The sequence below is a fragment of the Nocardioides sp. GCM10027114 genome (assembly GCF_042659625.1).
Classification (GTDB): domain Bacteria; phylum Actinomycetota; class Actinomycetes; order Propionibacteriales; family Nocardioidaceae; genus Nocardioides.
In genome coordinates this window covers 122,537-147,458 of the sequence record NZ_JBHSSS010000029.1, presented here as the reverse complement: position 1 = coordinate 147,458, position 24,922 = coordinate 122,537, and the positions used below count along the sequence as shown (strand labels likewise).

Here is a 24,922-nt window from a genome sequence, read left to right as displayed (position 1 = left end):
ATGGCGGGCTCCGGGGGCGGGCTGGTCGGTCGGACCACTCCAGACTCGTCCTGAGTCCCCGGCGCCCGGATCGGGAGGACTCCCTATCTTCCGGCCGACTCCCCGACCGTGTCGCGCATGGGGGTACCTCAGTCCTGGTGGTGGCGCCGCAGGCCGAAGGTGACCCCGTCGACGAGCGCCTCCCAGGAGGCCTCGATGACGTTGTGCCCGACTCCCACCGTCACCCACGACGACTCGCCGTCGGTGGTCTCGATCAGCACCCTTGTGATCGCGTCGGTCCCGTGCCCCTGATCGAGGATCCGCACCTTGTAGTCGATGAGCTCGAGCTTCGCGACCTCCGGGTAGGCCTGGGTGATCGCCTCGCGCAGCGCCTGGTCGAGCGCGTTGACCGGGCCGTTGCCCTCCCCCGTCACGACGTAGCGGACCCCGTCGGCGCTCAGCTTGACCGTCGCCTCTGAGACTGCCTCGTCGCCGGCCTGCCGGTTGCTCAGCGTCTCGGTGATGACGCGCCACGACTCGATCTCGAAGTACGCGCGCCGGCGGCCCTCGACCTCCTCGAGCAGCAGCAGCTCGAACGACGCGTCCGCGGCCTCGAAGGTGTAGCCGCGCGACTCCATCGCCTTGACCCGGTCGGTGACGCGGGTGACCAGGTCCTTGTCCCCCGAGAGGTCGAAGCCCAGCTCGCGCCCCTTGAGCTCGATGGAAGCGCGGCCGGCCATGTCGGAGACCAGCAGCCGCATGTCGTTGCCCACGCGGACCGGGTCGAGGTGCTGGTAGAGGTTCGGGTCGACCTTGATCGCGCTGGCGTGCAGGCCGGCCTTGTGCGCGAACGCCGAGGTGCCGACGTACGGCTGGCGGGACGCGGGCGGGACGTTGGTGACCTCGGCGACGGCATGCGCGATGCGGGTGGCGTCCTGGAGGAGGCCCGCCGGCAGCACCTGCCGCTCCAGCTTGAGCTCGAGGTTGGCCACCACCGCCACCAGGTCTGCGTTGCCGGTCCGCTCGCCGTAGCCGTTGATGGTGCCCTGCACGTGGGTGGCGCCGGCGTCCACGGCGGCGAGCGTGTTCGCGACGGCGCAGCCGGTGTCGTTGTGGCAGTGGATGCCGACCCGGACCCCGGTGGCGCCGATGACGTGGTCGACCACGTCGCCGACCCAGCCGGGCAGCATGCCGCCGTTGGTGTCGCAGAGCGCGATCACCTCCGCGCCGGCGTCGTACGCCGTGCGCAGCACCTCGAGGGCGTAGTCGCGGTTGGCGCGGTAGCCGTCGAAGAAGTGCTCCGCGTCGAGGAACACCTGCTGGCCCTCCGCGCGCAGGTGGCTGACGGTGTCGCGGATCATCGCGAGGTTCTCCTCGAGCGTGGTCCGCAGCGCCAGCTCGACGTGGCGGTCGTGGGACTTGGCGACCAGCGTCACCACCGAGGCGCCGCTGTCGCGCAGCGCCGCGACCAGCGGGTCGTCGGCGGCCGCCACCCCCGCCCGGCGGGTGGCGCCGAACGCCGCAAGCCGGGCGTTGCGCAGGTCGAGCTCCTCGCGGGCGCGGCGGAAGAACTCGGTGTCCTTGGGGTTCGCGCCGGGCCAGCCGCCCTCGATGAAGCCGACCCCGAGCTCGTCGAGCTGCCGGGCGATCGACAGCTTGTCGGCGACGGAGAGGTTGAGCCCCTCCTGCTGCGCACCGTCGCGCAGGGTGGTGTCGTAGACGTGGAAGGAGCCCTGCAGGTCCATCGGGTTCATCTCTCGGTCAGTGGTGTCGGGTGGTGTCGGGGGGTGTCGGGGGTGCCGGTGCGGCCGTGCCGGGGAAACAAAAAGACCTCCCGTGGGACGGAAGGTCGGCGCGTCGGCGGCCCTGGCGGGCGTCGTCGACGCGCTAGCGAATGATGATCTCGGCAGCGAGCTGGGCGCGTTGCATGGGACGAGTCTGGCACGCGCGACCGGATCGTGGACCCGACATCTCGCGATCCGGGCGCTACCGGGCGCTGCCGGGCCTTACCGGGCCGGGGGTCAGGGCCGGAGCTCCCACGGCACGCGGAGCCGGACGTCGGACAGCGGCGGGCCGTCGTCGGGGGTCCAGTCGACGCCGTTCGCCTCCACGCGCAGGCCGAGGAGCACGGCGGCGCCGAGCAGCAGCGCCAGGGCGACCAGCCAGCCGGCAGTCCCCCGCGAGACCGGCCGGACCACCCGTCCGACCGGGCCACGCACGCGCGACCCGCCCGGGCCGACCCACACCGCCGCCGAGAACGTCAGCCCGGCGACCAGCAGCATGGTCTCGACCGGGGTGGCGAGCGCGTAGCAGACCAGCGCCCCTGCGACGCCGAGGCCCGCGCTCCACAGCGCCAGCAGCAGCGCCCCGGGGATCGCCCGCACGGCGTGCCATGGCGCGCCGAGCAGGTAGAGCACCGGGTCGTACCAGCGGGCGCCGCGCAGCTGGCGGCGCTCGTCGGTGGCGCTGGCGGCGAGGGACATGCCGCGCAGCAGCCAGGTGAGGACGAGCAGCACCGCCGCGGTCGGCCACGGGTACGCCGTGACGGCGGCGCCGACGACGGTCGCCAGGGAGAGCAGCAGCAGGCCCCGCCGGGCCCGCTCGACCAGCGGCACCCGCGCCGGCTCGGGGTCGGCCCAGGGGTCGTCGGCGTCCACGCCGTCGGGGTCCCAGCCGTGCGGGTCGAGGAGCCGGGTCCGCGACGGCTCCTCGTGGAGGTCGTCGGGCGCCGGCGCCAACGCCACGGTGTGCTCGTCGGCGCCCGGACCGACCGGCAGCACCGCGCCCCGAGGGTCGCGCAGCCACGCGAGCAGCTCCGGCATGGCCGGCCGGTTCGCCGGGTCGGGGTCGAGCGCGGCGCCCAGCACGTCCTGGAGCGGGGCCGGCAGGCCGGTCAGGTCGTGATCGCCACGACGGACCCGGTCCATGATCGCCATCGACGGGCCGCGGCCGAACGGCGCGCGCCCGGTGCCGGCGTACGCGACGGTGGCGGCCCAGGAGTGCAGGTCGGAGGCCTCGCTCGCGTCCTCGCCCTGCAGGATCTCGGGCGCGAGGTAGCCGGGGGTGCCCAGCAGCCAGCCGGTGTGGGTGAGCCGCGGGTCGTCCGCGACCCGGGCCAGCCCGAAGTCGATGAGGATGGGCGTGCGGCCCTCCATGAGCACGTTGGACGGCTTCACGTCCCGGTGGAGGACGCCGACCTCGTGGACGCTGGCGATCCCCTCGGCAAGGCCGTGGGCCAGGCGGCGGAGGTCGGCGCCCTGCAGCGGTCCGTCCTCGGCGACGACCTCGTGCAGCGAGAGGCCGGGCACGTAGCGGGTGGCGACGTACGGCACCTCCCCCCACGGGTCGGAGTCGACGATCTCGGCCACCCAGGGGCTGTGGATGCGCGACAGCGAGCCGACCTCGCGCTCGAGCCGTCGGCGGGCCTCGTCGTCGCCGACGATGTGGGGCCGGAGCACCTTGAGGGCCACCGGCTGGCCGCCCGGCCGGCGCGCGAGGTGGACCACTCCCATGCCGCCCTCGCCGAGGCGGCGGATGATCGCGTAGCCGTCGACGGTCAGGCCCGGTGGCGGCTGGGCTGAGGTGGTCACGGGCCGAGGGTAGTCGCCTGCCGGCCCGCCGCCGCGGTGCGGGTTGGGGGCCTGCGGGACAAGTCACGAGCAGCCGCTCAGCCGGGGCCCGCGGCTGCCGATGACCCAGGTGGCAGCAGGAGCGCGCGAGCGCGGCACGAGCGGGAGCACAGGGTGGTCGAGAGCACGCCGGTGACGGACACCAGCGACCTGGTCGCGGCGGCGGAGTCCGTCGAGCCGCTGCCGCACACGGTGGCCCGGCTGGCGACCCTCGTCGCCGACCCGGACTCCGACACCGACGAGATCGCCGAGGCGGTCTCGCTCGATGTCACGCTGACCGCCGACCTGCTGCGTCGCGCCAACTCGGCGGCGCTCGGCGGCCGCTACGCCATGACCTCCGTCCGCGAGGCCGCCATCCGGCTCGGCCGCAGCATGCTGCTCTCCCTGGCGCTCGCCTCCAGCGTCGGGGGCCGCATGGCGAAGCCGCTGCCGCTGTACGGCCTCGAGGCCGGCGAGCTGTGGGAGCGCTCGGTGGCGGCGGCGATCGCGGCCGACGCGATACGGGCCCACACGGGCGCCCCGATCCCGCCGGAGGCGAGCACCGCCGCGCTTCTCCACGACTTCGGCAAGCTCGTCCTCGCCCGGCGCCACGGGCACGGCGCGCCGGCGGCGCTGCTGCGCACCGCGCTCGCCGACGGCCTCGACCTGCAGGAGGCCGAGCGCAAGGTCTTCGGCCTCGACCACGCCCGGGTCGGCGGGATCGTCGCGGAGTCCTGGGGCCTGCCGCTGACCATCGTCGACGGCATCGCCGAGCACCACGAGGTCCACGAGGGCCTCTCGGCCGTGAGCGCGGCCGTGGGGCTGGCCTGCACCATCTCCTTCGAGGTCACCTGCCCCAACCCCACACCGGAGCAGCAACGCCAGCAGGCCGACCGACTGCTCGCCCAGCTGCCGCTGCTGCGGATGCTGCGGATGGACCGCGACGCCTACTACGGCGCGGTCGACAGCGCGCAGCGCCGGTTCGCCGACCTGGCGGACCGCTACCGCGGCTGAGCCGATCGACCGCTACCGCGGCTGAGCCGATCGACCGCTACCGCGGCTGAGCCGATCGACCGCTACCGCGGCTGAGCCGATCGACCGCTGGCGAGGTCAGGCCTCGCAGACCCGGTGCATCCAGCCGAAGGTGTCCTCGGCCCGGCCGTACTGGATGTCGACGAGGGCCTGGCGGATCCGCATCGTGAGGTCGGTGCTCGCCGGCGCCGGCGCCTCGCCGCCGTCCCACTTCAGGGCACCCACGGGGGTGACGACCGCCGCGGTGCCGCAGGCGAACACCTCGACGATCTCGCCGCTGGTCACGCCGTCGCGCCACTCGTCGATCGAGAACTTCCGCTCCTCCACCGGGTGGCCGAGCTTGCCGGCCAGCTCGATGATGCTGGACCGGGTGATCCCCTCGAGGATGGTGCCGGTCTCGGGGGTGACGATGCGGCCGTCGTCGTAGACGAAGTACATGTTCATGCCGCCGAGCTCCTCGACGTACCGGCTCTCCTGGGCGTCGAGGAAGACGACCTGGTCGCAGCCGTGGGAGATGGCCTCCTGCTGGGCGACCAGCGAGCTGGCGTAGTTGCCGCCGGTCTTCGCGGCGCCCATGCCGCCGCGGCCGGCGCGGGTGTACTCGGTGGTGAGCCACAGCGTGACCGGCTTGACGCCGCCCTTGAAGTAGGCGCCGGCGGGGCTCGCGATCACCATGAAGGTGACGTGCTGGGCGGGCCGCACGCCGAGGAACTTCTCGGTGGCGAGCATGAAGGGGCGGACGTAGAGGCTCTTCTCACCCTCCGGGTCCGGGACCCAGCGGCGGTCGATGGTGACGAGCTCGTCGACGGCGGCCACGAAGTCCTCGACGGGGAGCTCGGGGAAGGCCAGCCGCTGGCTGGAGCGGACCATGCGGGCGGCGTTCTCCTCGGGGCGGAAGGTCCATACCGAGCCGTCGTCGTGGCGGTAGGCCTTCATGCCCTCGAAGGTCTCCTGCGCGTAGTGCAGGACCGCGGTGGCGGGGTCGAGCGTCAGCGGGCCGTACGGCGTGATCCGCGCGTCGTGCCAGCCCTCGTCGGGGGTCCACTCCACCGTGAACATGTGGTCGGTGAAGTGCACGCCGAAGCCCGGGTTCGCGAGGATCTCCGTCAGGCGGTCGTCGGCGACGGGCTGGGACGAGGGCGTGGTGCTGATCTGCATAGGCGCACGTTAGCCGACACGGCCGGGCCCGTGGCCGGCTGCCACATCAGTACCAGCGCTCGGGCACTCGCCGCGCTTCTCGGGCACTCCAGTGGCCCAGAAGCGAAGCGATCCCCGGATATCCGGGGATCGCTACAGGGCGGCTCAGCCGAGCCGGGCGGCGATCGCGTCGCCGACCTGGGAGGAGGTGCGGGCCTGGCCGGGGACGCGGTCGGCGAGGTCGGCGACCACCGCCGCCTCGAGGGTCGCGGCCGCCTCGGGGTGCCCGAGGTGGTCGAGCAGCAGGCCGGCGGAGAGGATCGCGGCGGTGGGGTCGGCCTTCTGCTGGCCGGCGATGTCGGGGGCCGAGCCGTGGACGGGCTCGAACATCGACGGCGCCGTCCGGTCGGGGTTGACGTTGCCCGACGCGGCGAGGCCGATGCCGCCGGTGATGGCGGCGGCGAGGTCGGTGAGGATGTCGCCGAACAGGTTGTCGGTGACGATCACGTCGAACCGGGCCGGGTCGGTGGTCAGGAAGATCGTCGCCGCGTCGACGTGCAGGTAGTCGACGGTGACGTCGGGGAACTCCCGGCCGACCTCGGCGACGACGCGGGTCCACACCGCGCCGGCGTGCACGAGCACGTTCGTCTTGTGCACCAGCGTCAGCTTCTTGCGCGGGCGGCGCGAGGCGCGGGCGAAGGCATCGCGCACGACCCGCTCCACGCCGTACGCCGTGTTGAGGCTGACCTCGGTGGCCACCTCGTGCGGGGTCCCGACCCGGACGGCGCCGCCGTTGCCGGTGTAGGGGCCCTCGGTGCCCTCGCGGACCACCACGAAGTCGACCTCGCCCCCGAGGACGCTGTCCGCGAGCGGCGAGACCACGCCGGGGAAGATCCGCGACGGGCGCAGGTTGACGTAGTGGTCCAGCTCGAAGCGGAGCCGCAGCAGCAGCCCACGCTCCAGGATGCCCGGCGGGAGGTTCGGGTCGCCGGGCTTGCCGCCGACGGCGCCGAGCAGGATCGCGTCGTGGTCGCGGATCTCGGCGAGGACGGAGTCGGGCAGTACCTCGCCGGTGGCGAGGTACCGCTCCGCCCCGAGGTCGTAGCGCGTCGGCTCGAACTTCACCCCGCCCGGAGCGGCCACCTCGAGGACCTTGAGGGCCTCGGCGGTGACCTCCGGTCCGATCCCGTCACCGGGGATGACGGCGAGCTTCACGGTGCCCGCGTTCTCGGTGACCTGTGCGGGAGGCTGGGGTGTCTGCATGGCGGCGAGACTAGTTGTCGTCCGGACGCTCCCCGCCGTTGTCCCGCAGGTCGAGCGCGGCCTGGACGGCCTCGCTGCTGAACGGGTTCTCCGGGTGGTGCTGGGCGGGTCCCCAGTCGGGGTACATGTCGTACATCGGTTCTCCTGTGGGTGTGTCTGGGGCCCGGGTCGCGGCCGGGCCTCGGGATGCCTCGAAAGGGATGCACACCACCGCGGCGGGGCCGGCGTCGTGCTCGCGGGTCGCGCGAGCCAGGAGAACCAGGGATGCGGGTCGTCGCAGTGCTGCTGGTGCGGACCCGCCGCGGAGGCGTTCGTTCAGATGTGCCGTGAGACCGTCAACGCCGACCACCGCGGCGAGGTGGCCTCACTCGCAGTTGACTACTGCTGGGCCTCGCCGCGGCGCTCGATGAGTACGAAGACGCTCCGCATGATGGCGCCAACCGTACGTCGGCCCGCGCCGGCGCGACACCCGTTTTCCGACATCCGTTCGGTATGCGAGACACGGGTACCAGAGTGAAAGACTCATTTCCATGTCCGCTCCCCCCGACCTGCCCGAGATCGTCTCCCGCGCCTTCGAGGTCTCCCGCCGCGCGGGCTACGTGTCCTTCTGCCGCAACGAGACCGGGCGGCTGCTGGCGACGCTGGCCGCCACGCGAACCGGGACGCTCGCGGAGTTCGGCACCGGCACCGGCGTCGGCACCGCCTGGCTGCGGTCGGGCGTGCGGGGCGACGCCCGCATCCTCACCGCCGAGCTCGACCCCAAGCTGGCCGGCGCGGCCGCGGAGATCTTCGAGGACGACCCGCAGGTCGAGGTGCTCGCCGCCGACTGGGCGACGCTGCAGGACAAGGGCCCGTTCTGCCTGCTCTACCTCGACTCCGGCGACCCGTCGTCGGTGCGCGTGGACGCGGTGGCCGACCTGGTCTCCCCGGGCGGCATCGTGGTGCTCGACGACTTCACCCCCTGCGAGGTCTGGCCGCCGGTCTTCCACGGCCGGGTCGACACGCTGCGCGAGCAGTGGCTGACCGACGAACGGTTCACCACCGTCGAGGTGATGGTGGCGGCGGACGCCGCCACCCTCATCGCGACGAAGCGCTGACCGGCTCCACCGCCGGCACCCGGACCGCCACCGTGAGCGCCGGCAGCATGAGCTGGGTGAGCGGACCGATCGCCAGCGCGTAGAGCACCGTCCCCAGCCCGAGCACGCCTCCGAGCAGCACGCCGAGCAGCACCACCGCGACCTCGAGCGAGGTGCGCACCAGCCGCAGCGACCGGCCGGTCCGCCGGGCCAGGCCCGTCATCAGGCCGTCGCGGGGACCGCGCCCGAGCTGGGCCCCGATGTAGAGCGCGCTCGCCAGGCCGCACAGCACGACCCCGCCCACGGTGAGGGCGACGCGCGGAACGAGGCCCGCCGGGGCGGCGAGCAGCCACAGCGTGACGTCGGCCGCGGTGCCGACGAGCAGCGCGTTGAGCACGGTGCCGATGCCGGGCTTCTCCCGCAGCGGGATCCACGCGACGAGCACCACGAAGCTGAGCGCGATGACGGCCTGGCCGAGGGTCAGCGGCACGTAGCCGATGAGGCCGGAGTGGAGGACGTCCCACGGCGCCAGGCCCAGGCCGCCGCGGACCATCAACGCAAGCGAGACGCCGTACAACCACAGCCCGACGAGGAGCTGGGGCAGCCGGCGGCCGAGGCGGCCGGCGCGGAGCTGGGCGACGGGGCCGAGGTCGGCGAGAGCGGGACGCGGTGCCCGGGTGGGGCTTGTCGGGCGGGGGGTGGCGAGCTGGGTCACCGGACCAGCGTGACCGATATTGGCCTTCCCAGAAATAGCCAATCATGCAACAGTGGCCTGCATGAGCCGGTCCATCAGTGCCGCCAGGGTGTCCACCCTCGTCGGCGACTTCCCCCGCTCCCCCGCGTACGCCGGCCTCGCCGACGCCCTGACGCTGCTGATCGGCGACGGCCGCATCCCGTTCGACACCCGGCTGCCGAGCGAGCGCGAGCTCACCGACGCGCTCGGCGTCTCCCGCACCACGGTCACGCGGGCGTATGCCGTGCTGCGCGACACCGGGTACGCCGAGGCGCTGCGCGGGTCGGGCACGTTCACCCGGGTGCCGGGCGGCCGGGCGCGGGCGCTCGACCGGGCGCTGCTCCCCCGGCCCGGCGACGCGGACGCGATCGACCTCGGCTGCGCCGCGTCGTCGGCACCGCCCTCCCTGGCCGCGGCGTACGCGGAGGCGGCCGCCGACCTCCCGGCCTACCTCGGCGGCCACGGCTACTTCCCCGCCGGCCTGCCCCGGCTGCAGCAGGCCATCGCGGCCACCTACGAGGCTCGCGGACTCCCCACGGAACCGGGCCAGATCGTGGTCACGCCGGGCGCGCTGGCCGCCACGGCGGTGGTGGCGACGGCGTTCTCGAGCCGCGGCGACCGCGTCCTCGTCGAGTCGCCGGTCTACCCCAACGCCGTCCAGGCGATCCGCCACACCGGCGCCCGGCTCGCGGTGGCCGAGGTCGACCCCGACGGCTGGGACCTCGACGCGGCCGCGGCCGTGCTGCGCCAGGAGAACCCCCGGCTGGCCTACTTGATCCCGGACTTCCAGAACCCGACCGGCCACCTCATGGACGACGGCCAGCGCGAGGCGTACGCGGCCCACCTGCGGCGGACGCGGACGGTCGCCGTCGTCGACGAGGCGCACCAGGCGCTCGCCCTCGACGGCCAGGCCATGCCGCGGCCGTTCGCGTCGTACGCCCGCGACGCCGTCACCATCGGCAGCGCCAGCAAGAGCTTCTGGGGTGGCCTGCGGCTGGGCTGGCTGCGCGCGCCCGAGCCGGTCGTCGAGCGGCTGACCGAGGCCCGGGTGGCCCTGGACCTCGGGACGCCGGTGATGGAGCAGCTCGTGCTGGCCCGGCTGCTCGAGACCGAGGGAGCCGTCCCCGCCGGCCACGTCGACCGGCTGCGGGAGCAGCGGGACCGGCTGGCCGCCGCTCTCCGGCGGCACCTGCCCGACTGGCGATTCCGACTCCCCGGGGGCGGGCTGGCGCTGTGGTGCGAGCTGCCGGCCGCGCGCGGCACGGCGCTCGCCGCCGAGGCGGAGCGGCACGGCGTCATCATCACGCCGGGCCCGGTGTTCGCGGCCGAGGGCGGGCTCGACCGCTTCGTGCGCGTGCCCTGGACCCGGCCCGCCGAGGAGCTCGAGCTGGCCGTCGAGCGGTTGGCCGCGGCGTGGAGCGCGGTCGGCGACCGCCGTCCGCCGCGGGGCGCGGCCGGCCGGGTGATGGTCGCCTGAATGACGCTGACCCGCCCGAAGGTTTCGGGCGGGTCAGCGCAGCGATCAGTGCAGCGGTCGGTGCAGGGGTCAGCCCTTCGGGCCCACCTCGACCCGCATGACGTCGCCCTTCTGGCCGACCACGCGGATGGTGGTGCCGGTCTTGGGCGGGTTCACGCCGAACCAGCCGGGCTGATAGCGGCCCGGGTGCCGGCCGTCGACCTCGTGGCCGTCGGAGCCGAACCACCAGGTCAGCGTGTCGTCGAAGACCGACACGGCGGCCTGCCGCGCGATCCGGCCCGGGACGCTCCGGTTGTGCAGCGTGACCGGGTCGGACGCCTTCAGCCCGAAGGTCGAGTCGTAGCTCGCGATCCGCGGTCGCATCAGCGTGCCGTCGTTCCAGTGCGGGAGCGTCGGGTGGGCGTCGACCGGCAGCAGCAGGCCCTCGCCGGGGTGGTCGCCCACGTTGTTGTCGGCGTGCTGCGTGTTCCAGTACCAGATCAGCAGGCCGTCCTGGTAGCGGAAGCTCTCCACCCAGTCGGGCCGGCTGTCGAGGAACCCGAAGTTGTACGCCGTGCGCAGCGACGTGTCGTAGCCGTCGTACTGGCGGTTCTCGGCGATGTAGGCGTTGAAGAACTCCTGCACCTCCGAGCCGGTGGTGCGGGTGAAGCCGTGGAGCTCCCAGCCCTCGTCAGCGCTCTCACCGTCGCCGACCACGGTCCCGTCGACAGCGATGTCGTCGACCTTGAAGCCGGACTCGGCGACCGCGCCGTCGGTCTGGTAGCGGAACCGGATGGCGTCGGTGCCGGCCGGCAGCGTCGCGGTCAGGTCGGTCCAGCCGTCGGTGAAGCCGGTGAGGCCGGTCTTGCTGCCGTTGAAGCCGCTCTGGTCACCGGAGGTGTCGGAGAGGTTGGTCGCGACCGGCAGCCAGGTGGCGCCGCCGTCGGTCGAGGCCTCGAGGAACGCGTAGTCCCAGTCCTCCTCGATCGCGTAGTCGACCTTCGCGGTGAGCGCGGCGCCGGACACGCCGGTGCGGCTCATCCAGGTGTCGAGGTCGTCGCCCTGCGTCGACCAGAACAGGTACTCGCCGGAGGCGGGCTCGCCGATCTGCAGCGGCACCTCGAGGTCGGGCAGGATCGTGAAGAGCGCCTGTACGCCGTTGTCCTTGGCCGGGACGTTGGCGGACAGGGTGTGGGAGGACTTCTTCCCCGCGAAGGCCACGTCGTAGAACGGGCCCTTGTCGCCCTGCGGCTCGAGCCAGCCGAGCTGCAGCAGCTCCCAGGCGCTGAGGTCGGTCGGGGCGTCGCCGATGCCGTCGGGGCCGCCGTCGCCGATGTTGGCGCCGGAGGACATCAGGCTCCAGAAGCCGGTGGAGTTCTCCGCACCACCGGTGTTGCCGGAGGTGTCGTAGAGGTCCGGCAGGCCGAGGTCGTGGCCGTACTCGTGCGCGAACACGCCGAGGCCGCCGTTCTCGGGCTGGATGGTGTAGTCACCCACCCAGACTCCGGTCGGGTTGTGCGGGACCGGGTTGGCCGGGTTGGCGCCGAGGCCGAACGCGCCGCCGTTGGAGCCGACGTTCACGCCCGGGAGCCCGCCGGGGCCGCCGCCCTGGAGGTTGGCGTACCAGCGGTGGCTCCAGATCGCGTCGGAGCCGTAGATCGGGTCGCCCGACGCCTCGTCCCCGCCCGCGTGGACGATCTGGAAGTGGTCGATGAAGCCGTCCGGCTCCTCGTAGTTGCCGTCCCCGTCGATGTCGTAGCGGTCCTCGACGTCGAAGGTGCGCAGGTAGTCCTGGATCTGCGGCATGGTCATGCCGGCGTCGAGCTGCGACTTCACCCACACCGCGAGCGCGTCGCGGATCAGGGCCTTCGTCGAGGCGCAGGTGGTGACCCGGGCGCCCGGCGGGTTGCCGCAGTAGCCGCGGCCGTAGAGGGCCTGGTTGTAGGGCACCTTGACCCACTCGGTCACGTCGCCCTCGACCGTGTAGCGACCCGAGGACTGCTCCTCGTAGTAGGCCGCCATGCGGTTGAAGTACATGTCCTCGTAGTGCTGGCGGCTGTAGTCCTCCTGCCAGAGCGTCGTGTTGTCGACGCTCCGGTCGGGCTCCGGGATCTGGTTGTGGAGCGGGCCGTCGAAGCGCTGCGGCTGCGGGTCGGGCAGCGGGAAGCCCCGCTTCGCCGCGTCGTCGACGAAGCGCTTGTCCGTCGCCGTCTCGTAGCGCTGGTCGCCGAACTCCGCGAGGACGACGAAGATCCGGTCGGTGCCCTCGAGCTCGAGCGGCACCTCCTGGCCCTTGCCGCTGCCCTTCTTGAAGGGCGCCTTGCCCTTCAGGACACGCTCGAGGGCCGCCTGCTTCTGGGCCTCCCGCTTGGCCTTGATCTTCAGCGGGTGCGGGGGCTCGTGGCCCGCGTCGTGGTGCTCGCCGGGCTTGTCCTCCGGCGCCGGGGTCGGTGTCGCCGGCGCGGGGGCCGCCACGAGCAGCCCTCCGGCGACGACGCCGGCTGCAGCGGTGAGGGCGATCGCCCGGACGCTGCGCTTCCTGATGTGGGACACGTGCATTCCTGTCTACGACTCAGCTGGTCGGGATCGGACATGAACGCACCCGGGAACCACGCGGCGCCCCGAGCGCGCCGCAGGCATCGTCCGTCGGGATTGACGCGATGCGAAGCACGCCGCAGGTTCGTTACCGGAACGTGACCTCGCTCACGTCCGGTCCGGGACTCGTCGGCGCCCCATCCGCCGAGGCGGATGGGGGCCGATCGTGACCTGGGTCCTGCGGAGGGAGTCAGCCCTTGGGCGCGACCCTGATCACGAGGGAGTCGTCCCGCAGCTGGCGGAGCACCTTCACGGTGGTGCCGGTCCGCGGGACCTGCACGCTGTTCCAGCCCGGCTGGTAGCGGCCGGCGTGCTCCCCGGTCTCGCCGTGGGTGTCGGCGTCGAACCAGTAGCGCTTCGAGTCGTCGAACGTGGTCCGGCGGCGCTTCGGGTCGATCACCGACTTCTTGCCCTGCAGGTGCACCACGGTCCGGTCGGTGCGCTCGAGCCCGAACGTCGAGTCGGCCGTGAGGATGCGCGGCCGCATCAGCGTGCCGTCCTTCCAGTGGCTGAGCTGCGGGTGGGCGTCGACCGGGAGCAGCAGCCCCTCGCCCGGGTGTTCACCGACGTTGTTGTCGGCGTGCTCCTCGTTCCAGTACCAGACGAGCATGCCGTCCTGGTAGCGGAAGCTCTCCACCCAGTCGGGCCGGGTGTTGGTGAACCCGAAGTTGTACGCCGAGCGCAGCGACCGGTCGTAGCCGTCGTACTGGCGGTTCTCCAGGACGTAGGCGTTGAAGAACGACTGGGTCTCCGAGCCGGTCGTGCGGCGGAAGCCGTCGTACTCCCAGCCCTCGTCGTCGGTCTCGGCGGTGCCGACGGGCACGCCGTCGACCGCGATCTCGTCGACCTTGAAACCCTCCAGCGTGTAGGCCGAGTCGGTCTCGTAGCGGAACCGGATCCCGTCGGTGCCGTCCGGCAGGGTGGCGGTCAGGTCGACCCAGCCGTCGGAAGTGCCGGCGATGCCGGTACCGGACTCGTTGAAGCCGCTCTCGTTGCCGGGCACGGAGAGGTTGGTCGCCACGGATTGCCAGGTGGCGCCGGCGTCGGTGGTGGCCTCGAGGAACGCGAAGTCGTAGTCGTCCTCGATCTGGTAGCTGACCTTGGCGGTCAGCGCCGTGCCGGCGACGGTCAGGTTGGTCATCGAGTTGTTCAGGCCGTCGCCGGAGCCGGAGTAGAACATGTGCTCGCCGGCCGCGGGGGCGCCCAGGTCGAGCGGCACCTCGTTGTCGGGCAGCAGCGCGAAGACCGCCTGCACGCCCTTGACCGAGGCCGGCACGTTCGTGGACAGCCGGTGGCGCGAGCGCTTGCCGTGTTCGGCGACGCCGTAGAAGGGGCCGGTGGCCTGGAGGCCGTCCTTGGTGACCGGGTCCAGCCAGCCCATCTGCAGCAGCTCCCAGGCGCTCATGTCGACCGGGTCGTCGCCGATGCCGTCGGAGCCGCCGTCGCCGATGTTGGCGCCGGAGGACATCAGGGTCCAGAAGCCGGTGGAGTTCTCGGCGCCACCGGTGTTGCCGGAGGTGTCGTAGAGGTCCGGCAGGCCGAGGTCGTGGCCGTACTCGTGCGCGAAGACGCCGAGCCCGCCGTTCTCGGGCTGGATGGTGTAGTCGCCCACCCAGATGCCGGTGGGGTTGTCCGGCACCAGGTCGCTGGAGAACGCGCCACCGTTGGAGCCGGCGTTGACGCCGGGCAGGCCGCCGGGGCCGCTGCCCTGCAGGTTGGCGTACCAGCGGTGGCTCCAGATCGCGTCGGAGCCGTAGATCGGGTCGGCCGAGGCCTGGTCGCCTCCGGCGTGGACGATCTGGAAGTGGTCGATGAACCCGTCGGGCTCGTCGTAGTTGCCGTCGGCGTCCGCGTCGTAGCGGTCCTCGACGTCGAAGGTCTGCAGGTAGGCCTTGATCTCGGGCATGGTCATGCCCTCCTCCAGGCGGTCCTGGACCCACACGGCCATCGAGTCACGCACGAGCGCCTTGGTCGAGGAGCAGACGATGCCGCCGCAGTAATCGCGGCCGTAGAGCGCCTGGTTGAACGGGACCTTGACCCACTCGGTGACGTCGCCCTCGACCGAGTAGCGGCCCGAGGACTGCCGCTCGTAGTACTTCGCCATGCGGTTGAAGTACATGTCCTCGTAGTGGGCCTTGTCGTAGTCGGGCTGCCACAGGGTGGTGTTGTCGACCGACCGGTCCGGCTCGGGGATCTGGTTGTGCAGCGGTCCCGTGAACTGCTGCGGCTGCGGGTCGCCCACCTCGGCGTCGTCGGCGAAGCGAGGGTCGGGGTAGCGCTCCTCGCCGAACTCGGCGATCACCACGAACACGCGGTCGGTGCCCTGGCGGTCGAGCTCGACGTACTGGTTGGTGCGCTTGGCGCGCGCGACGCTGGGGAACGGCTTTCCGGTCTCGAGCTTCCGCTGGAGGGCGGCCTGCCGCTGCGCGTCGCGCTTGGCCTTGATCTTCAGCGGGTGCTTCGGCTCGTGGGAGTGGGCGTGGTCGTTGCCGTGCTCGGTGGGCGGTGCCGTGGTCGGCGACGCGGGTGCGGGCGAGGCCGCCAGCAGTCCGCCGGCGACGACGCCGGCTGCAGCGGTGAGGGCGACCGCCCGGGCACTGCGCTTCTGGAAGTGGGACACGTGCATTCCTGTCTACGACTCATCCGTCGGATTCGGATAGGAACGCACCCGGGGCCCACACGGCGCCCCGAGCGCGCCGCAGGCATCGTCCGTCGGAAGAGCGGCGAAATGCGGCACGGCGCGGGTTCGTTACCGGAACGTGATGCCGCTCACGTCCCGGTCACCGAACCCGCGCCGTGGCGCGGGGCCCAGGAGGCTCGAGGAGCCCCCCGAGGAGCCTCAGTCGAGGTCGACGCCCCGCACCGAGATCGCGTTGATGGCGTGCTCGATCTCGGCGAGCGTGTCGTGCGGGATGGCGGTGTCGACCGACAGCGCAACGAGGGCGTGGCCGCCCTGCTGGTCGCGCGAGACCTGCATGCCGGCGATGTTGACGCCCGCCTCACCGAGGATGCCGCCGACCGTGCCGACCATGCCGGGCCGGTCCTCGTAGGTGAAGAACGCGAGGTGGTCGGTGGGCTCGATGTCCATGTCGAAGCCGTTGACCTCGACCAGCCGCTCCCGCTGCGAGATGCCGATCAGCGTCCCGCTGACCGAGACCTGCTCGCCGCTCGCGAGGGTGCCGCGCAGGGTGATCAGGTTGCGGTGGTCGGGGCTCTCGGGCTCCGTCACCAGTCGGACGGCGGTGCCGCGCTCGGCCGCGAGCAGCGGCGCGTTCACGTAGGAGACCGGGTCCTCGACGATGTCGGAGAAGACGCCCTTGAGGGCGGCCAGCTCGAGCACCTTCACGTCGTACTCGGTGATCTCGCCGCGCACCTCGACGTCGAGCTGCACGGCGACCTCGCCGGCGAGGCCGGTGAAGATCCGGCCGAGCTTCTCCGTGAGCGGCAGGCCCGGGCGCACGTCCTCGGCGATGACGCCGCCCTGGACGTTGACCGCGTCGGGCACGAGCTCGCCCGAGAGCGCGAGGCGCACCGAGCGGGCGACGGCGACGCCGGCCTTCTCCTGGGCCTCGTCGGTCGAGGCACCGAGGTGGGGGGTGGCGACGACGTTGTCGAGCTCGAAGAGCGGGCTGTCCGTGCAGGGCTCCTTGGCGAACACGTCGAGGCCCGCCGCGGCGACGCGGCCCTCCTTGAGCGCGGCGTAGAGCGCGGCCTCGTCGACGATCCCGCCGCGGGCGGCGTTGACCAGCACCAGCGACGGCTTGACCTTGTGGAGCTGCTCCTCGCCGATGAGGCCCAGCGTCTCCGGGGTCTTGGGCAGGTGGACCGACATGAAGTCGGCCTCCTCGAGCAGGGTGTCGAGGTCGACGAGCCGCACGCCCATCTGCGCCGCCCTGCCCGCCTGGACGTAGGGGTCGTAGGCGATCACCTTCATGCCGAACGCCGACAGCCGCTGCGCCACGAGGACGCCGATGCGGCCGAGACCGACGATGCCGACGGTCTTCTCGTAGAGCTCGATGCCGGTGTACTTCGAGCGCTTCCACTCGCCGTTCTTGAGGGCGGCGTGCGCCGGGGAGACGTGGCGGGCGGCGGCCAGCATCAGCGCAACGGCGAGCTCGGCGGCCGAGACGATGTTGGACGTCGGCGCGTTGACGACCATGACGCCCGACTGGGTCGCGGCCTTCACGTCGACGTTGTCGAGGCCGACGCCCGCACGAGCGACGACGGTCAGCCGCTTCGCGGCCGCGAGGGCCTCGGCGTCGACCTTCGTGGCGGAGCGGATGAGGATCGCGTCGACGTCCGCGATGGCCGGCAGCAGCTCGGCGCGGTCGGCGCCGTTGCACTGGCGGATCTCGAAGTCGGGGCCCAGCGCCTCGACGGTGGCCGGGCTGAGCTCTTCGGCGATCAGGACGACAGGCTTGGTCACAGCGGTTCCCTCGATCATGGTCGGTGGAGTGGGACGGCTCCAGCTCCGGCTGGGGAGCAGGGCGGGGCACGACGCTGTGCGCCCGGCCAGCGTACAAGACACGAGGCTCGGGCGCGCGGCCGTCCCAGCGACCGACGCCCGGCCCGGACGGTGCCGGCCGGTGGCGTCCCGAAAACCCGTGGCGGAGACCCCGGGCCGCCGCCTAGGGTCCGGGGCGTGGACCACTCCTGACGCCGCCCCGCCGCGCACCGCGCGGTCCCTCGTCAGCCCCAGGAGCAGCATGTCCACCACCCTCGCCCTCAGCGACCTCGTGGTCGCCGCCGGCCCGCGCACGCTCGTCGACGGCCTCGACCTCGTCGTCGCCGACGGCGACGTCGTCGCCCTCGTCGGCCCCAACGGCTCCGGCAAGTCCACCCTGCTGCGCACCCTCGTCGGGGAGCTCCCGCTCGAGTCCGGCGCGGTGCGGCTCTCCCCCGCCGACGCCACGCTCGGCTGGCTCCCCCAGGTGCCGCCCGACCCGGCGGAGTCGCTGCGCGACTACGCGCGCCGGCGCACCGGCGTGGCGGCCGCCGACGCCCGGCTGGAGGCCGCGGCCGACGCGCTCGCCGCGGGATCGCCGGGCGCGGACGCGGAGTACGCCGACGTTCTGGAGCGCTGGCTTGGCCTCGGCGCCGCCGACCTGGACGAGCGGCTGCCGGAGGTGGCCTCCCGGTCCGGCCTCGACGTCGACCCGGACCGGCCGCTCGGCTCGCTGTCGGGCGGTCAGGCCGCCCGCGCCACGCTGGTGGCGGTCCTGCTCAGCCGCCACGACGTGCTGCTGCTCGACGAGCCGACCAACGACCTCGACGCGCGCGGCACGGCCCTCGTCGAGGAGGTGGTGGCCGGGCACCGCGGCCCGGTCCTGGTCGCCAGCCACGACCGCGCCTTCCTCGACGCCGTCGCCACCCGGGTGGTGGAGCTCGACCTGCCCCAGGGCACGGTGCACCACCACGCCGGCGGCTGGTCGGCGTACGCCGAGGAGCGGGCGCTGCGGCGGCGCCAGGCGTGGGAGGCCTACGAGCAGTACGCCGGGGAGCGCGACCACCTCGAGCAGCAGGCCCGACAACGCGCGGGATGGGCCGAGCGCGGGCGGCGCAGCGTCGCGCTGGGTCTCAAGGGCAGCGACGACAAGCACGCGCGCGAGAAGTTCCGGGCCCGGGCCGACCGGCAGGGGGCCCGGTCGGCACGGCTGTCCAGGGCGGCCGAGCGGCTCGACGTGGTCGAGCAGCCGCGCAAGGAGTGGCAGCTGCGCTACTCGCTCGCGGCGGGTCCTGAGTCCGCGGAGGTGGTGGCGACGCTCGACGCGGCGGTGCTGGAGCGCGGCGACTTCCGGCTCGGGCCGGTCGACCTCGTCCTCGCGCGCGGCGAGCGGCTCGCCCTCGCGGGCGACAACGGCAGCGGCAAGAGCACGCTGCTGGCGGGGCTCCTGGGGACGCTCGCGCCGGTGTCGGGGCGCCAGGCCCTCGGCGGCCGGGTCCGGGTCGGCGTCGTCGACCAGCGGCGCCGGCTCCTCGAGACCGACGACCCGGTGGTCGAGGTGGTCCGGCGTGAGCTCGCTGATGGCGCCAGCACGGCCCCGGACCGTGGCGAGGTGCGCACCCTGCTGGCGAAGTTCGGCCTCGGCGCCGAGCACGTCGACCGCCCCTCACGCAGCCTGTCCCTCGGCGAGCGCACCCGCGCCCTGCTGGCCGTCTTCCAGGCCCGGGCGGTCAACCTGCTGGTGCTCGACGAGCCCACCAACCACCTCGACGTCGCCGCGGTCGAGCAGCTCGAGGCGGCGGTCGCGGGCTTCGACGGCACGCTGGTCGTGGTGAGCCACGACCGGCGGTTCCTCGAGGAGGTCGGCGTCGACCGGCGCGTCACGCTCGCCGGCGGCAGGGTGGTCGCCGACGACGTGCTCCGCTGAGCGGAGCGTCGGGTCAGGGGGTGCAGCCGTCGGGGCCGCACACCTCGCCGTCCGCGGAGCCCGCGTCGCCGACGAGCTGGAGGCTGGGGACCCGCTCGTCCCACGCGCGCCGGAGCACCGCGGCGAAGGTCTCGGACGGCTGGGCGCCGGAGACGCCGTACCGGCCGTCGACGACGTAGAACGGGACGCCGCTCGCACCGTACGCGTGGGCCTGGTCGATGTCCGTCTGCACGGCGTCGGCGTAGGCGTGCGAGCCGAGGACCTCGTCGACCCGGGCGGCGTCGAGGCCGGCGCCGGTGGCCACGTCGCGCAGGACGTCGTGGTCAGCGACGTTGCGCGCCTCCACGCAGTACGCCGACAGCAGGGCCTCCTTGAGCCGGCCCTGCAGCGCGGGGCCGCCCTCGTCGAGCGCGAGGTGCAGCAGCCGGTGGGCGTCACCGGTGCCGACCGGCAGCGCGCGGTGGAGCCCGAACAGCAGGCCGGCCTCGGCGGCCACGGCCTCCATCCGGTCGATCATCTGCCGGCCCGCGTCGGGGCCACCGCCGTACTTGCGGCCGAGGTGCTCGGCCAGCGACTGCGTGGGCGCCGTCGGCGCGCCGGGCTCGAGCTGGAAGGAGTGCCAGACGACCTCGACCTCATCGGCGTGCCCGAAGTCGGCGAGCGCGGCCTCGAGCCGTCGCTTGCCGACGTAGCACCACGGGCAGACCACGTCGGACCAGATGTCGATGCGCATGGTCCGGGCAACCCCGGACCGCTCCCACCTATTCCGCGGGCTGCCACCAGTTCCCCCAGAAATGGCGCCGAGCTGCCACCAGTTGTCCGCGTGCGCGGAAACTGGTGGCAGCTCGGCGGGGGCTCAGCGGGTGGCGGTGCCCTCGGTGTAGTCGGAGTCGTGGCTCTTGACCCACGCCATCAGCTTGCGGAGCTCGCGGCCGGTGGTCTCGATGGGGTGCTGCTCGCCCTTGGCGCGCAGCTCCTTGAACTCGGGGGCGCCGGCGTCCTGGTCGTCGATGAACCGCTTGGCGAAGGCGCCGTTGCGGATGTCCTCGAGGACGGCCTTCATGTTCTCCTTCACGTCCGGCGTGATGACGCGCGGACCGGAGACGTAGTCGCCGTACTCGGCGGTGTCGGAGACCGACCACCGCTGCTTGGCGATGCCGCCCTCGTACATCAGGTCGACGATGAGCTTCAGCTCGTGGAGGCACTCGAAGTAGGCGACCTCGGGCTGGTAGCCGGCCTCGATGAGGGTCTCGAAGCCGTACATGACCAGCTGGCTGGCGCCGCCGCAGAGCACGGCCTGCTCGCCGAAGAGGTCGGTCTCGGTCTCCTCGGTGAACGTCGTCTTGATGCCGCCGGCGCGCAGGCCGCCGATGGCCTTCGCGTAGGAGAGCGCGAGGTCCCAGGCCTTGCCGGAGGCGTCCTTCTCGACGGCGACCAGCACCGGGACGCCGCGGCCGTCGACGTACTCCCGACGGACGAGGTGGCCGGGGCCCTTGGGGGCGACCATGAAGACGTCGACGCCCTCCGGCGGGGTGATGTAGCCGAAGCGGATGTTGAAGCCGTGGCCGAAGACGAGGGTGTCGCCGGCGGTGATGTTGGGCTCGACCGCCTCGGCGTACAGCTTCCGCTGCACGTGGTCGGGGGCGAGGATGACGATGACGTCGGACTCCTCGACCGCCTCGGCCGGGGTGAGGACGCGCAGGCCCTCGGCCTCGGCCTTCTCGCGCGACTTCGACCCCTCGGGCAGGCCGACACGGACGTCGACGCCGGAGTCGCGCAGCGACAGGGCGTGGGCGTGGCCCTGGCTGCCGTAGCCCAGGACGGCCACGTTCTTGCCCTGGATCAGGGACAGGTCGGCGTCGTCGTCGTAGAACATCTCAGCCACGGGGGCTCTCTCCTTCTGGTGGGGTGACGCTGGGGGTTCGGGGTGGATCTGTGCTCAGCCGTTGACGGCCGGCGGGGCGGGGATCGGGACGGGCCGCAGGGTCCGCTCGCTGATCGACCGGGAGCCGCGGCCGATGGCGACCATCCCGGACTGGACGAGCTCGCGGATCCCGAAGGGCTCGAGCACCTTGAGGAAGCCGGCGAGCTTCTCGGAGTTGCCGGTGATCTCCACCGTGACGGCGTCCGGCGCGACGTCGACGACGCGCGCCTTGAACAGCTGGACGGCGTCCAGGACGTGGCCGCGGGTCTGGGTGTCGGCCTTGACCTTCACCAGCAGCAGCTCACGGTTGACGGAGGCCGGACCGTCGAGCTCGACGATCTTGATGACCTCGACCAGCTTGTTGAGCTGCTTGGTGACCTGCTCGAGCGGGGAGTCCGCGACGTTGACCACGATGGTCATCCGCGAGATCTCCTCGTGCTCGGTCGGGCCCACGGCCAACGAGTCGATGTTGAAGCCGCGGCGGCTGAACAGCCCGGCGATGCGGGCCAGCACGCCCGGCTTGTTCTCGACGAGCACGCTCAGGGTGTGCTTGCTCATGCTCGAACCTCCCAGTCGTCCTCGACCTCGTCGAACTGGGGGGCCAGGTCGCGGGCGTACTTGATGTCGTCGTTGCTGGTGCCGGCGGCCACCATCGGCCACACCATGGCGTCGCGGTGGACCCGGAAGTCGACCACGACCGGCGCGTCGTCGATCTCCATCGCCTTGCGGATCGTGGCGTCGACGTCGGCCGGGCTGTCACAGGACAGGCCGACGCAGCCGTAGGCCTCGGCCAGCTTCACGAAGTCGGGGATCCGCTTGGAGTGCAGGTCGGTGTTGGAGTAGCGCTCGTTGTAGAAGAGCGTCTGCCACTGCCGGACCATGCCGAGCGACTCGTTGTTGATCACCGCCACCTTGATCGGGATGTTGTTGATGGCACAGGTGGCGAGCTCCTGGTTGGTCATCTGGAAGCAGCCGTCGCCGTCGATCGCCCACACCGTCGTGTCGGGCCGACCGACCTTGGCGCCCATCGCCGCCGGGACGGCGTAACCCATGGTGCCGAGGCCGCCGGAGTTGAGCCACGTGTTGGGGTTCTCGTAGCCGACGAAGTGCGCGGCCCACATCTGGTGCTGCCCGACGCCCGCGCAGTAGACGGCTTCCGGGCCGGCGATCGCGCCGAGCCGCTCCATGACGTACTGCGGGGCGAGGGTGCCGTCGGCGGGCGCGTCGTAGCCGAGGGGGTACTTCTTCTTGATGCGGGCCAGGAAGTCGACCCAGCCCTCGTAGTCGCCGGTGTTGCCGGCGGCTGCCTCGGCCTCGAGCGCCACGACCAGGTCACTGATGACCTCGCGGCAGTCGCCCACGATCGGGACGTCGACGGCGCGGTTCTTGCCGATCTCGGCCGGGTCGATGTCGGCGTGGATGACCTTGGCGCCGGGCGCGAACGAGTCGAGGTTGCCGGTGACCCGGTCGTCGAACCGGGCGCCGAGGCTGATGATCAGGTCGCTGCGCTGCAGCCCCGCGACCGCGGCGACGGTGCCGTGCATGCCGGGCATGCCGAGGTGCTGGGGGTGGGAGTCGGGGAAGGCCCCCCGGGCCATCAGCGTGGTGACGACGGGGAGGCCGGTGAGCTCGGCGAGGACCCGCAGCTCCTTCGACGCCCCGGCGCGGATCGTGCCGCCGCCGACGTAGAGCACCGGGCGCCGCGACTCGAGGATCAGCTTGGCGGCCTCGCGGATCTGCTTGCTGTGGGGCCGGGTGACGGGGCGGTAGCCGGGGAGGCTGAGCTCGGTGGGCCACTCGAACGACGTGGTCGCCTGCAGCGCCGACTTGGCGACGTCGACCAGCACCGGGCCGGGGCGGCCGGTGGAGGCGATGTAGAACGCCTCGGCGACGGTCCGCGGGATGTCGGCCGGGTCGGTGACCAGGAAGTTGTGCTTGGTGATCGGCATCGTGATGCCGCGGATGTCCGCCTCCTGGAAGGCGTCGGTACCGATCATGCTGGCACCGACCTGGCCGGTGACCGCGACGAGCGGGACCGAGTCCATGTGGGCGTCCGCCAGCGGCGTCACCAGGTTGGTCGCCCCGGGGCCGGAGGTCGCCATGCAGACCCCCACCTTGCCCGTCGCGGCGGCGTACCCCTGGGCGGCGTGGCCGGCCCCCTGCTCGTGGCGCACCAGGATGTGACGGATCCGGCTGTCCATGAGGGGGTCGTACGCCGGCAGGATCGCGCCGCCGGGGATGCCGAAGACGTTCTCGGCGCCGGCCGCCTCCAGCGACATGATCAGGCTCTGGGCCCCGGTGACCGGTGTGCCCGTGGTCTCGCTCATCGCCCTGCTTCCTGCTCGCTCCCGGCTCTCCGTCGAAGAGCCACCTGGTCCCACTTCATCAGCCCAACAAAAAACCCCTCGGCCCGAGCGGGCAACGAGGGGTGACGCGTGGACGGGTCGTCGTCTGACTCAACCCACGCGTCGCGTGCGTACAAGGATGTCCGTGCGCATGCGACCAACCGTCGTCGTCCGGCTCGCTGCCGTCAACCCGATTCTGTCAGGCGTCCCAGCATTCGGGACGGCTGTCCCACGATGTGTCCCTGAACGTGGTGCGGGTCACCGGGTCGTCCGCGACGGGTCGGTCAGTTGTCGCGCCCCAGGGCGGTGCAGACGCAGGCCCGGTTGCCGTCGGCATCGGCGAGCACCCAGAACGCGGGCGCCCGCTCGTCGCTCACCAGTGTCCCACCAGCCTCGAGCGCCGCGCGCACGCGGCCCTCCGCGAGGTCGGCCGGCACCGTGATGTCGAGGTGGAAGCGCTGCCGGGGCGCCTCGTGCGGGTCGGTCTGCTGGAACCACAGCGTGGGCAGCACGCCGGACGGGTCGCTGACCTCGTCGTCGACGTCCCTGGTCGGTCTCATCCCCAGCAGCGCGGCCCAGAAGTCCTTCACCCTCGCATGGTCGGGGGTGTCCAGCGCCAGCTCCAGGGACTGCACGCGCGCGAGGTCGGGCTCGGCGCCGAGCCGGCCCGCGGCCTCGCTGACCCGCCGGGCGAGCTCGACGTCGCGCGAGGTGATGCCACCGACGTCGTGGCTGGTGGCGCGCACGTGCACCGCGCCGTAGCGCAGGTCGACGTCGGGGTGGTGGTTCATCTCCTCGGCGATCTCGCCGATCGCGGCGACCAGGGGCAGCCCCTTCTGGAACCCGCCGGTCAGGAAGCAGCCGCCGAGGGTGCGGAGCAGCACCGCCCAGTCCTCGAGCAGCTCCGCGGCCACCTCGGCGGTGGTCAGCACGCGCTTCGGATCCGGCTGTCCCTCTGTGTCTGGCGCGTCGGTCACGGCAGCACCTCCTGTCCGATTGGTCCGGGGTTCCACGCGACCTCCCAGCGGAAGCCGTCCGGGTCGCCGAAGTAGCCGGAGTAGCCACCCCAGTCGCGGTCGATCGCGTCGCGCACCGGGTCGGCGCCGGCCCGGCCGGCGAGGGCGAGCACCTCGTCGACCTCCTCGCGCGTCGCCACGTTGTGGGCCAGCGTGAACGGCTGCACGCCGTCGCCTCGGGCGATCGGGCCGACCTCCTCCTCGAAGGCCGCCTCGGCCCACAGCGACAGCACCAGCTGCGGCCCCGCCATGAACATGAGCACCTCGCCCGGCTCCTCGAACGCCGGCTTCCAGCCGAGCCCGTCCACGTAGAAGGCGCGCGTGGCCCCGAGGTCGCGCACCGCCAGGGTGACGAAGCTCAGCCGCTGGTCCATGGCCGTCACCCTG

General features: G+C 72.6%; 19 protein-coding genes. 4 read left to right on the top strand and 15 right to left on the bottom strand.

Features of this window, described 5'->3' with window-relative positions; all coding sequences use genetic code 11:
• Nucleotides 1-128: 128 nt before the first annotated feature.
• The gene (gene cimA, locus ACFP2E_RS17460) at nucleotides 129-1,724 is read right to left on the bottom strand and encodes a citramalate synthase (RefSeq protein WP_378524381.1); all 1,596 of its coding nucleotides are present in this window, start codon (nucleotides 1,722-1,724) and stop codon (nucleotides 129-131) included.
• Nucleotides 1,725-2,000: 276 nt separating this feature from the next.
• A complete protein-coding gene (locus ACFP2E_RS17455; protein WP_378524382.1) occupies nucleotides 2,001-3,569 on the bottom strand; it encodes a serine/threonine-protein kinase in 1,569 nt (522 codons plus the stop codon).
• A 171-nt stretch (nucleotides 3,570-3,740) separates the two neighbouring features.
• Between ACFP2E_RS17455 and ACFP2E_RS17450 the strand changes: the two genes are divergently transcribed.
• Nucleotides 3,741-4,601: an HDOD domain-containing protein gene (locus ACFP2E_RS17450; protein WP_378524383.1), complete on the top strand. Its 861-nt coding sequence runs from the start codon at nucleotides 3,741-3,743 to the stop codon at nucleotides 4,599-4,601.
• A gap of 96 nt (nucleotides 4,602-4,697) precedes the next feature.
• Here ACFP2E_RS17450 and ACFP2E_RS17445 read toward each other — a convergent pair whose 3' ends face one another.
• The 3 genes from ACFP2E_RS17445 to ACFP2E_RS17435 form a co-directional block, all read right to left on the bottom strand.
• A complete protein-coding gene (locus tag ACFP2E_RS17445) occupies nucleotides 4,698-5,777 on the bottom strand; it encodes a branched-chain amino acid aminotransferase (protein ID WP_378524384.1) in 1,080 nt (359 codons plus the stop codon).
• Between the two features lie 144 nt (nucleotides 5,778-5,921).
• Nucleotides 5,922-7,019: a 3-isopropylmalate dehydrogenase gene (locus ACFP2E_RS17440; protein WP_378524385.1), complete on the bottom strand. Its 1,098-nt coding sequence runs from the start codon at nucleotides 7,017-7,019 to the stop codon at nucleotides 5,922-5,924.
• A 10-nt stretch (nucleotides 7,020-7,029) separates the two neighbouring features.
• Nucleotides 7,030-7,155: a hypothetical protein gene (locus ACFP2E_RS17435; RefSeq protein ID WP_378524386.1), complete on the bottom strand. Its 126-nt coding sequence runs from the start codon at nucleotides 7,153-7,155 to the stop codon at nucleotides 7,030-7,032.
• Nucleotides 7,156-7,549: 394 nt separating this feature from the next.
• On the opposite strand from ACFP2E_RS17435, the gene ACFP2E_RS17430 reads away from it, so the two are divergent.
• The gene (locus ACFP2E_RS17430; RefSeq protein WP_378524387.1) at nucleotides 7,550-8,116 is read left to right on the top strand and encodes an O-methyltransferase; all 567 of its coding nucleotides are present in this window, start codon (nucleotides 7,550-7,552) and stop codon (nucleotides 8,114-8,116) included.
• On the opposite strand, the gene ACFP2E_RS17425 is transcribed toward ACFP2E_RS17430, so the two are convergent.
• Nucleotides 8,097-8,810: a YitT family protein gene (locus ACFP2E_RS17425; RefSeq protein ID WP_378524388.1), complete on the bottom strand. Its 714-nt coding sequence runs from the start codon at nucleotides 8,808-8,810 to the stop codon at nucleotides 8,097-8,099. The two genes, ACFP2E_RS17430 and ACFP2E_RS17425, sit on opposite strands and share 20 nt — an antisense overlap.
• Nucleotides 8,811-8,871: 61 nt before the next feature.
• Here ACFP2E_RS17425 and ACFP2E_RS17420 point away from each other — a divergent pair, with 61 nt between their 5' ends.
• Complete coding sequence (locus ACFP2E_RS17420; protein ID WP_378524389.1) at nucleotides 8,872-10,305, top strand: PLP-dependent aminotransferase family protein; 1,434 nt, start codon at nucleotides 8,872-8,874, stop codon at nucleotides 10,303-10,305.
• Between the two features lie 69 nt (nucleotides 10,306-10,374).
• Here ACFP2E_RS17420 and ACFP2E_RS17415 read toward each other — a convergent pair whose 3' ends face one another.
• The 3 genes from ACFP2E_RS17415 to serA form a co-directional block, all read right to left on the bottom strand.
• Complete coding sequence (locus tag ACFP2E_RS17415; RefSeq protein WP_378524390.1) at nucleotides 10,375-12,837, bottom strand: immune inhibitor A domain-containing protein; 2,463 nt, start codon at nucleotides 12,835-12,837, stop codon at nucleotides 10,375-10,377.
• A gap of 232 nt (nucleotides 12,838-13,069) precedes the next feature.
• Nucleotides 13,070-15,499, bottom strand: a complete 2,430-nt coding sequence (locus tag ACFP2E_RS17410; protein WP_378524391.1) for an immune inhibitor A domain-containing protein — start codon at nucleotides 15,497-15,499, stop codon at nucleotides 13,070-13,072.
• 219 nt (nucleotides 15,500-15,718) lie between these two features.
• Nucleotides 15,719-17,305, bottom strand: a complete 1,587-nt coding sequence (serA, locus tag ACFP2E_RS17405) for a phosphoglycerate dehydrogenase (protein WP_378524392.1) — start codon at nucleotides 17,303-17,305, stop codon at nucleotides 15,719-15,721.
• 280 nt (nucleotides 17,306-17,585) lie between these two features.
• On the opposite strand from serA, the gene ACFP2E_RS17400 reads away from it, so the two are divergent.
• Complete coding sequence (locus ACFP2E_RS17400; protein WP_378524393.1) at nucleotides 17,586-19,250, top strand: ABC-F family ATP-binding cassette domain-containing protein; 1,665 nt, start codon at nucleotides 17,586-17,588, stop codon at nucleotides 19,248-19,250.
• A gap of 13 nt (nucleotides 19,251-19,263) precedes the next feature.
• On the opposite strand, the gene ACFP2E_RS17395 is transcribed toward ACFP2E_RS17400, so the two are convergent.
• From ACFP2E_RS17395 to ACFP2E_RS17370, 6 genes are all read right to left on the bottom strand, one after another.
• Nucleotides 19,264-19,983 (bottom strand): DsbA family oxidoreductase, encoded by a 720-nt coding sequence (locus ACFP2E_RS17395; protein WP_378524394.1) that lies wholly within the window; start codon nucleotides 19,981-19,983, stop codon nucleotides 19,264-19,266.
• 123 nt (nucleotides 19,984-20,106) lie between these two features.
• A complete protein-coding gene (gene ilvC, locus ACFP2E_RS17390) occupies nucleotides 20,107-21,135 on the bottom strand; it encodes a ketol-acid reductoisomerase (protein ID WP_378524395.1) in 1,029 nt (342 codons plus the stop codon).
• Between the two features lie 54 nt (nucleotides 21,136-21,189).
• Nucleotides 21,190-21,732, bottom strand: coding sequence for an acetolactate synthase small subunit (ilvN, locus tag ACFP2E_RS17385; protein ID WP_378524396.1), 543 nt, complete (start codon nucleotides 21,730-21,732; stop codon nucleotides 21,190-21,192).
• Nucleotides 21,729-23,501 (bottom strand): acetolactate synthase large subunit, encoded by a 1,773-nt coding sequence (locus ACFP2E_RS17380; RefSeq protein WP_378524397.1) that lies wholly within the window; start codon nucleotides 23,499-23,501, stop codon nucleotides 21,729-21,731. Before ACFP2E_RS17380 ends, ilvN begins: the two co-directional genes overlap by 4 nt.
• 302 nt (nucleotides 23,502-23,803) lie before the next feature.
• Complete coding sequence (locus ACFP2E_RS17375) at nucleotides 23,804-24,496, bottom strand: VOC family protein (protein ID WP_378524398.1); 693 nt, start codon at nucleotides 24,494-24,496, stop codon at nucleotides 23,804-23,806.
• Nucleotides 24,493-24,909, bottom strand: coding sequence for a VOC family protein (locus tag ACFP2E_RS17370; protein WP_378524399.1), 417 nt, complete (start codon nucleotides 24,907-24,909; stop codon nucleotides 24,493-24,495). The genes ACFP2E_RS17375 and ACFP2E_RS17370 overlap by 4 nt, the downstream gene beginning before the upstream one ends.
• Nucleotides 24,910-24,922: the final 13 nt, after the last annotated feature.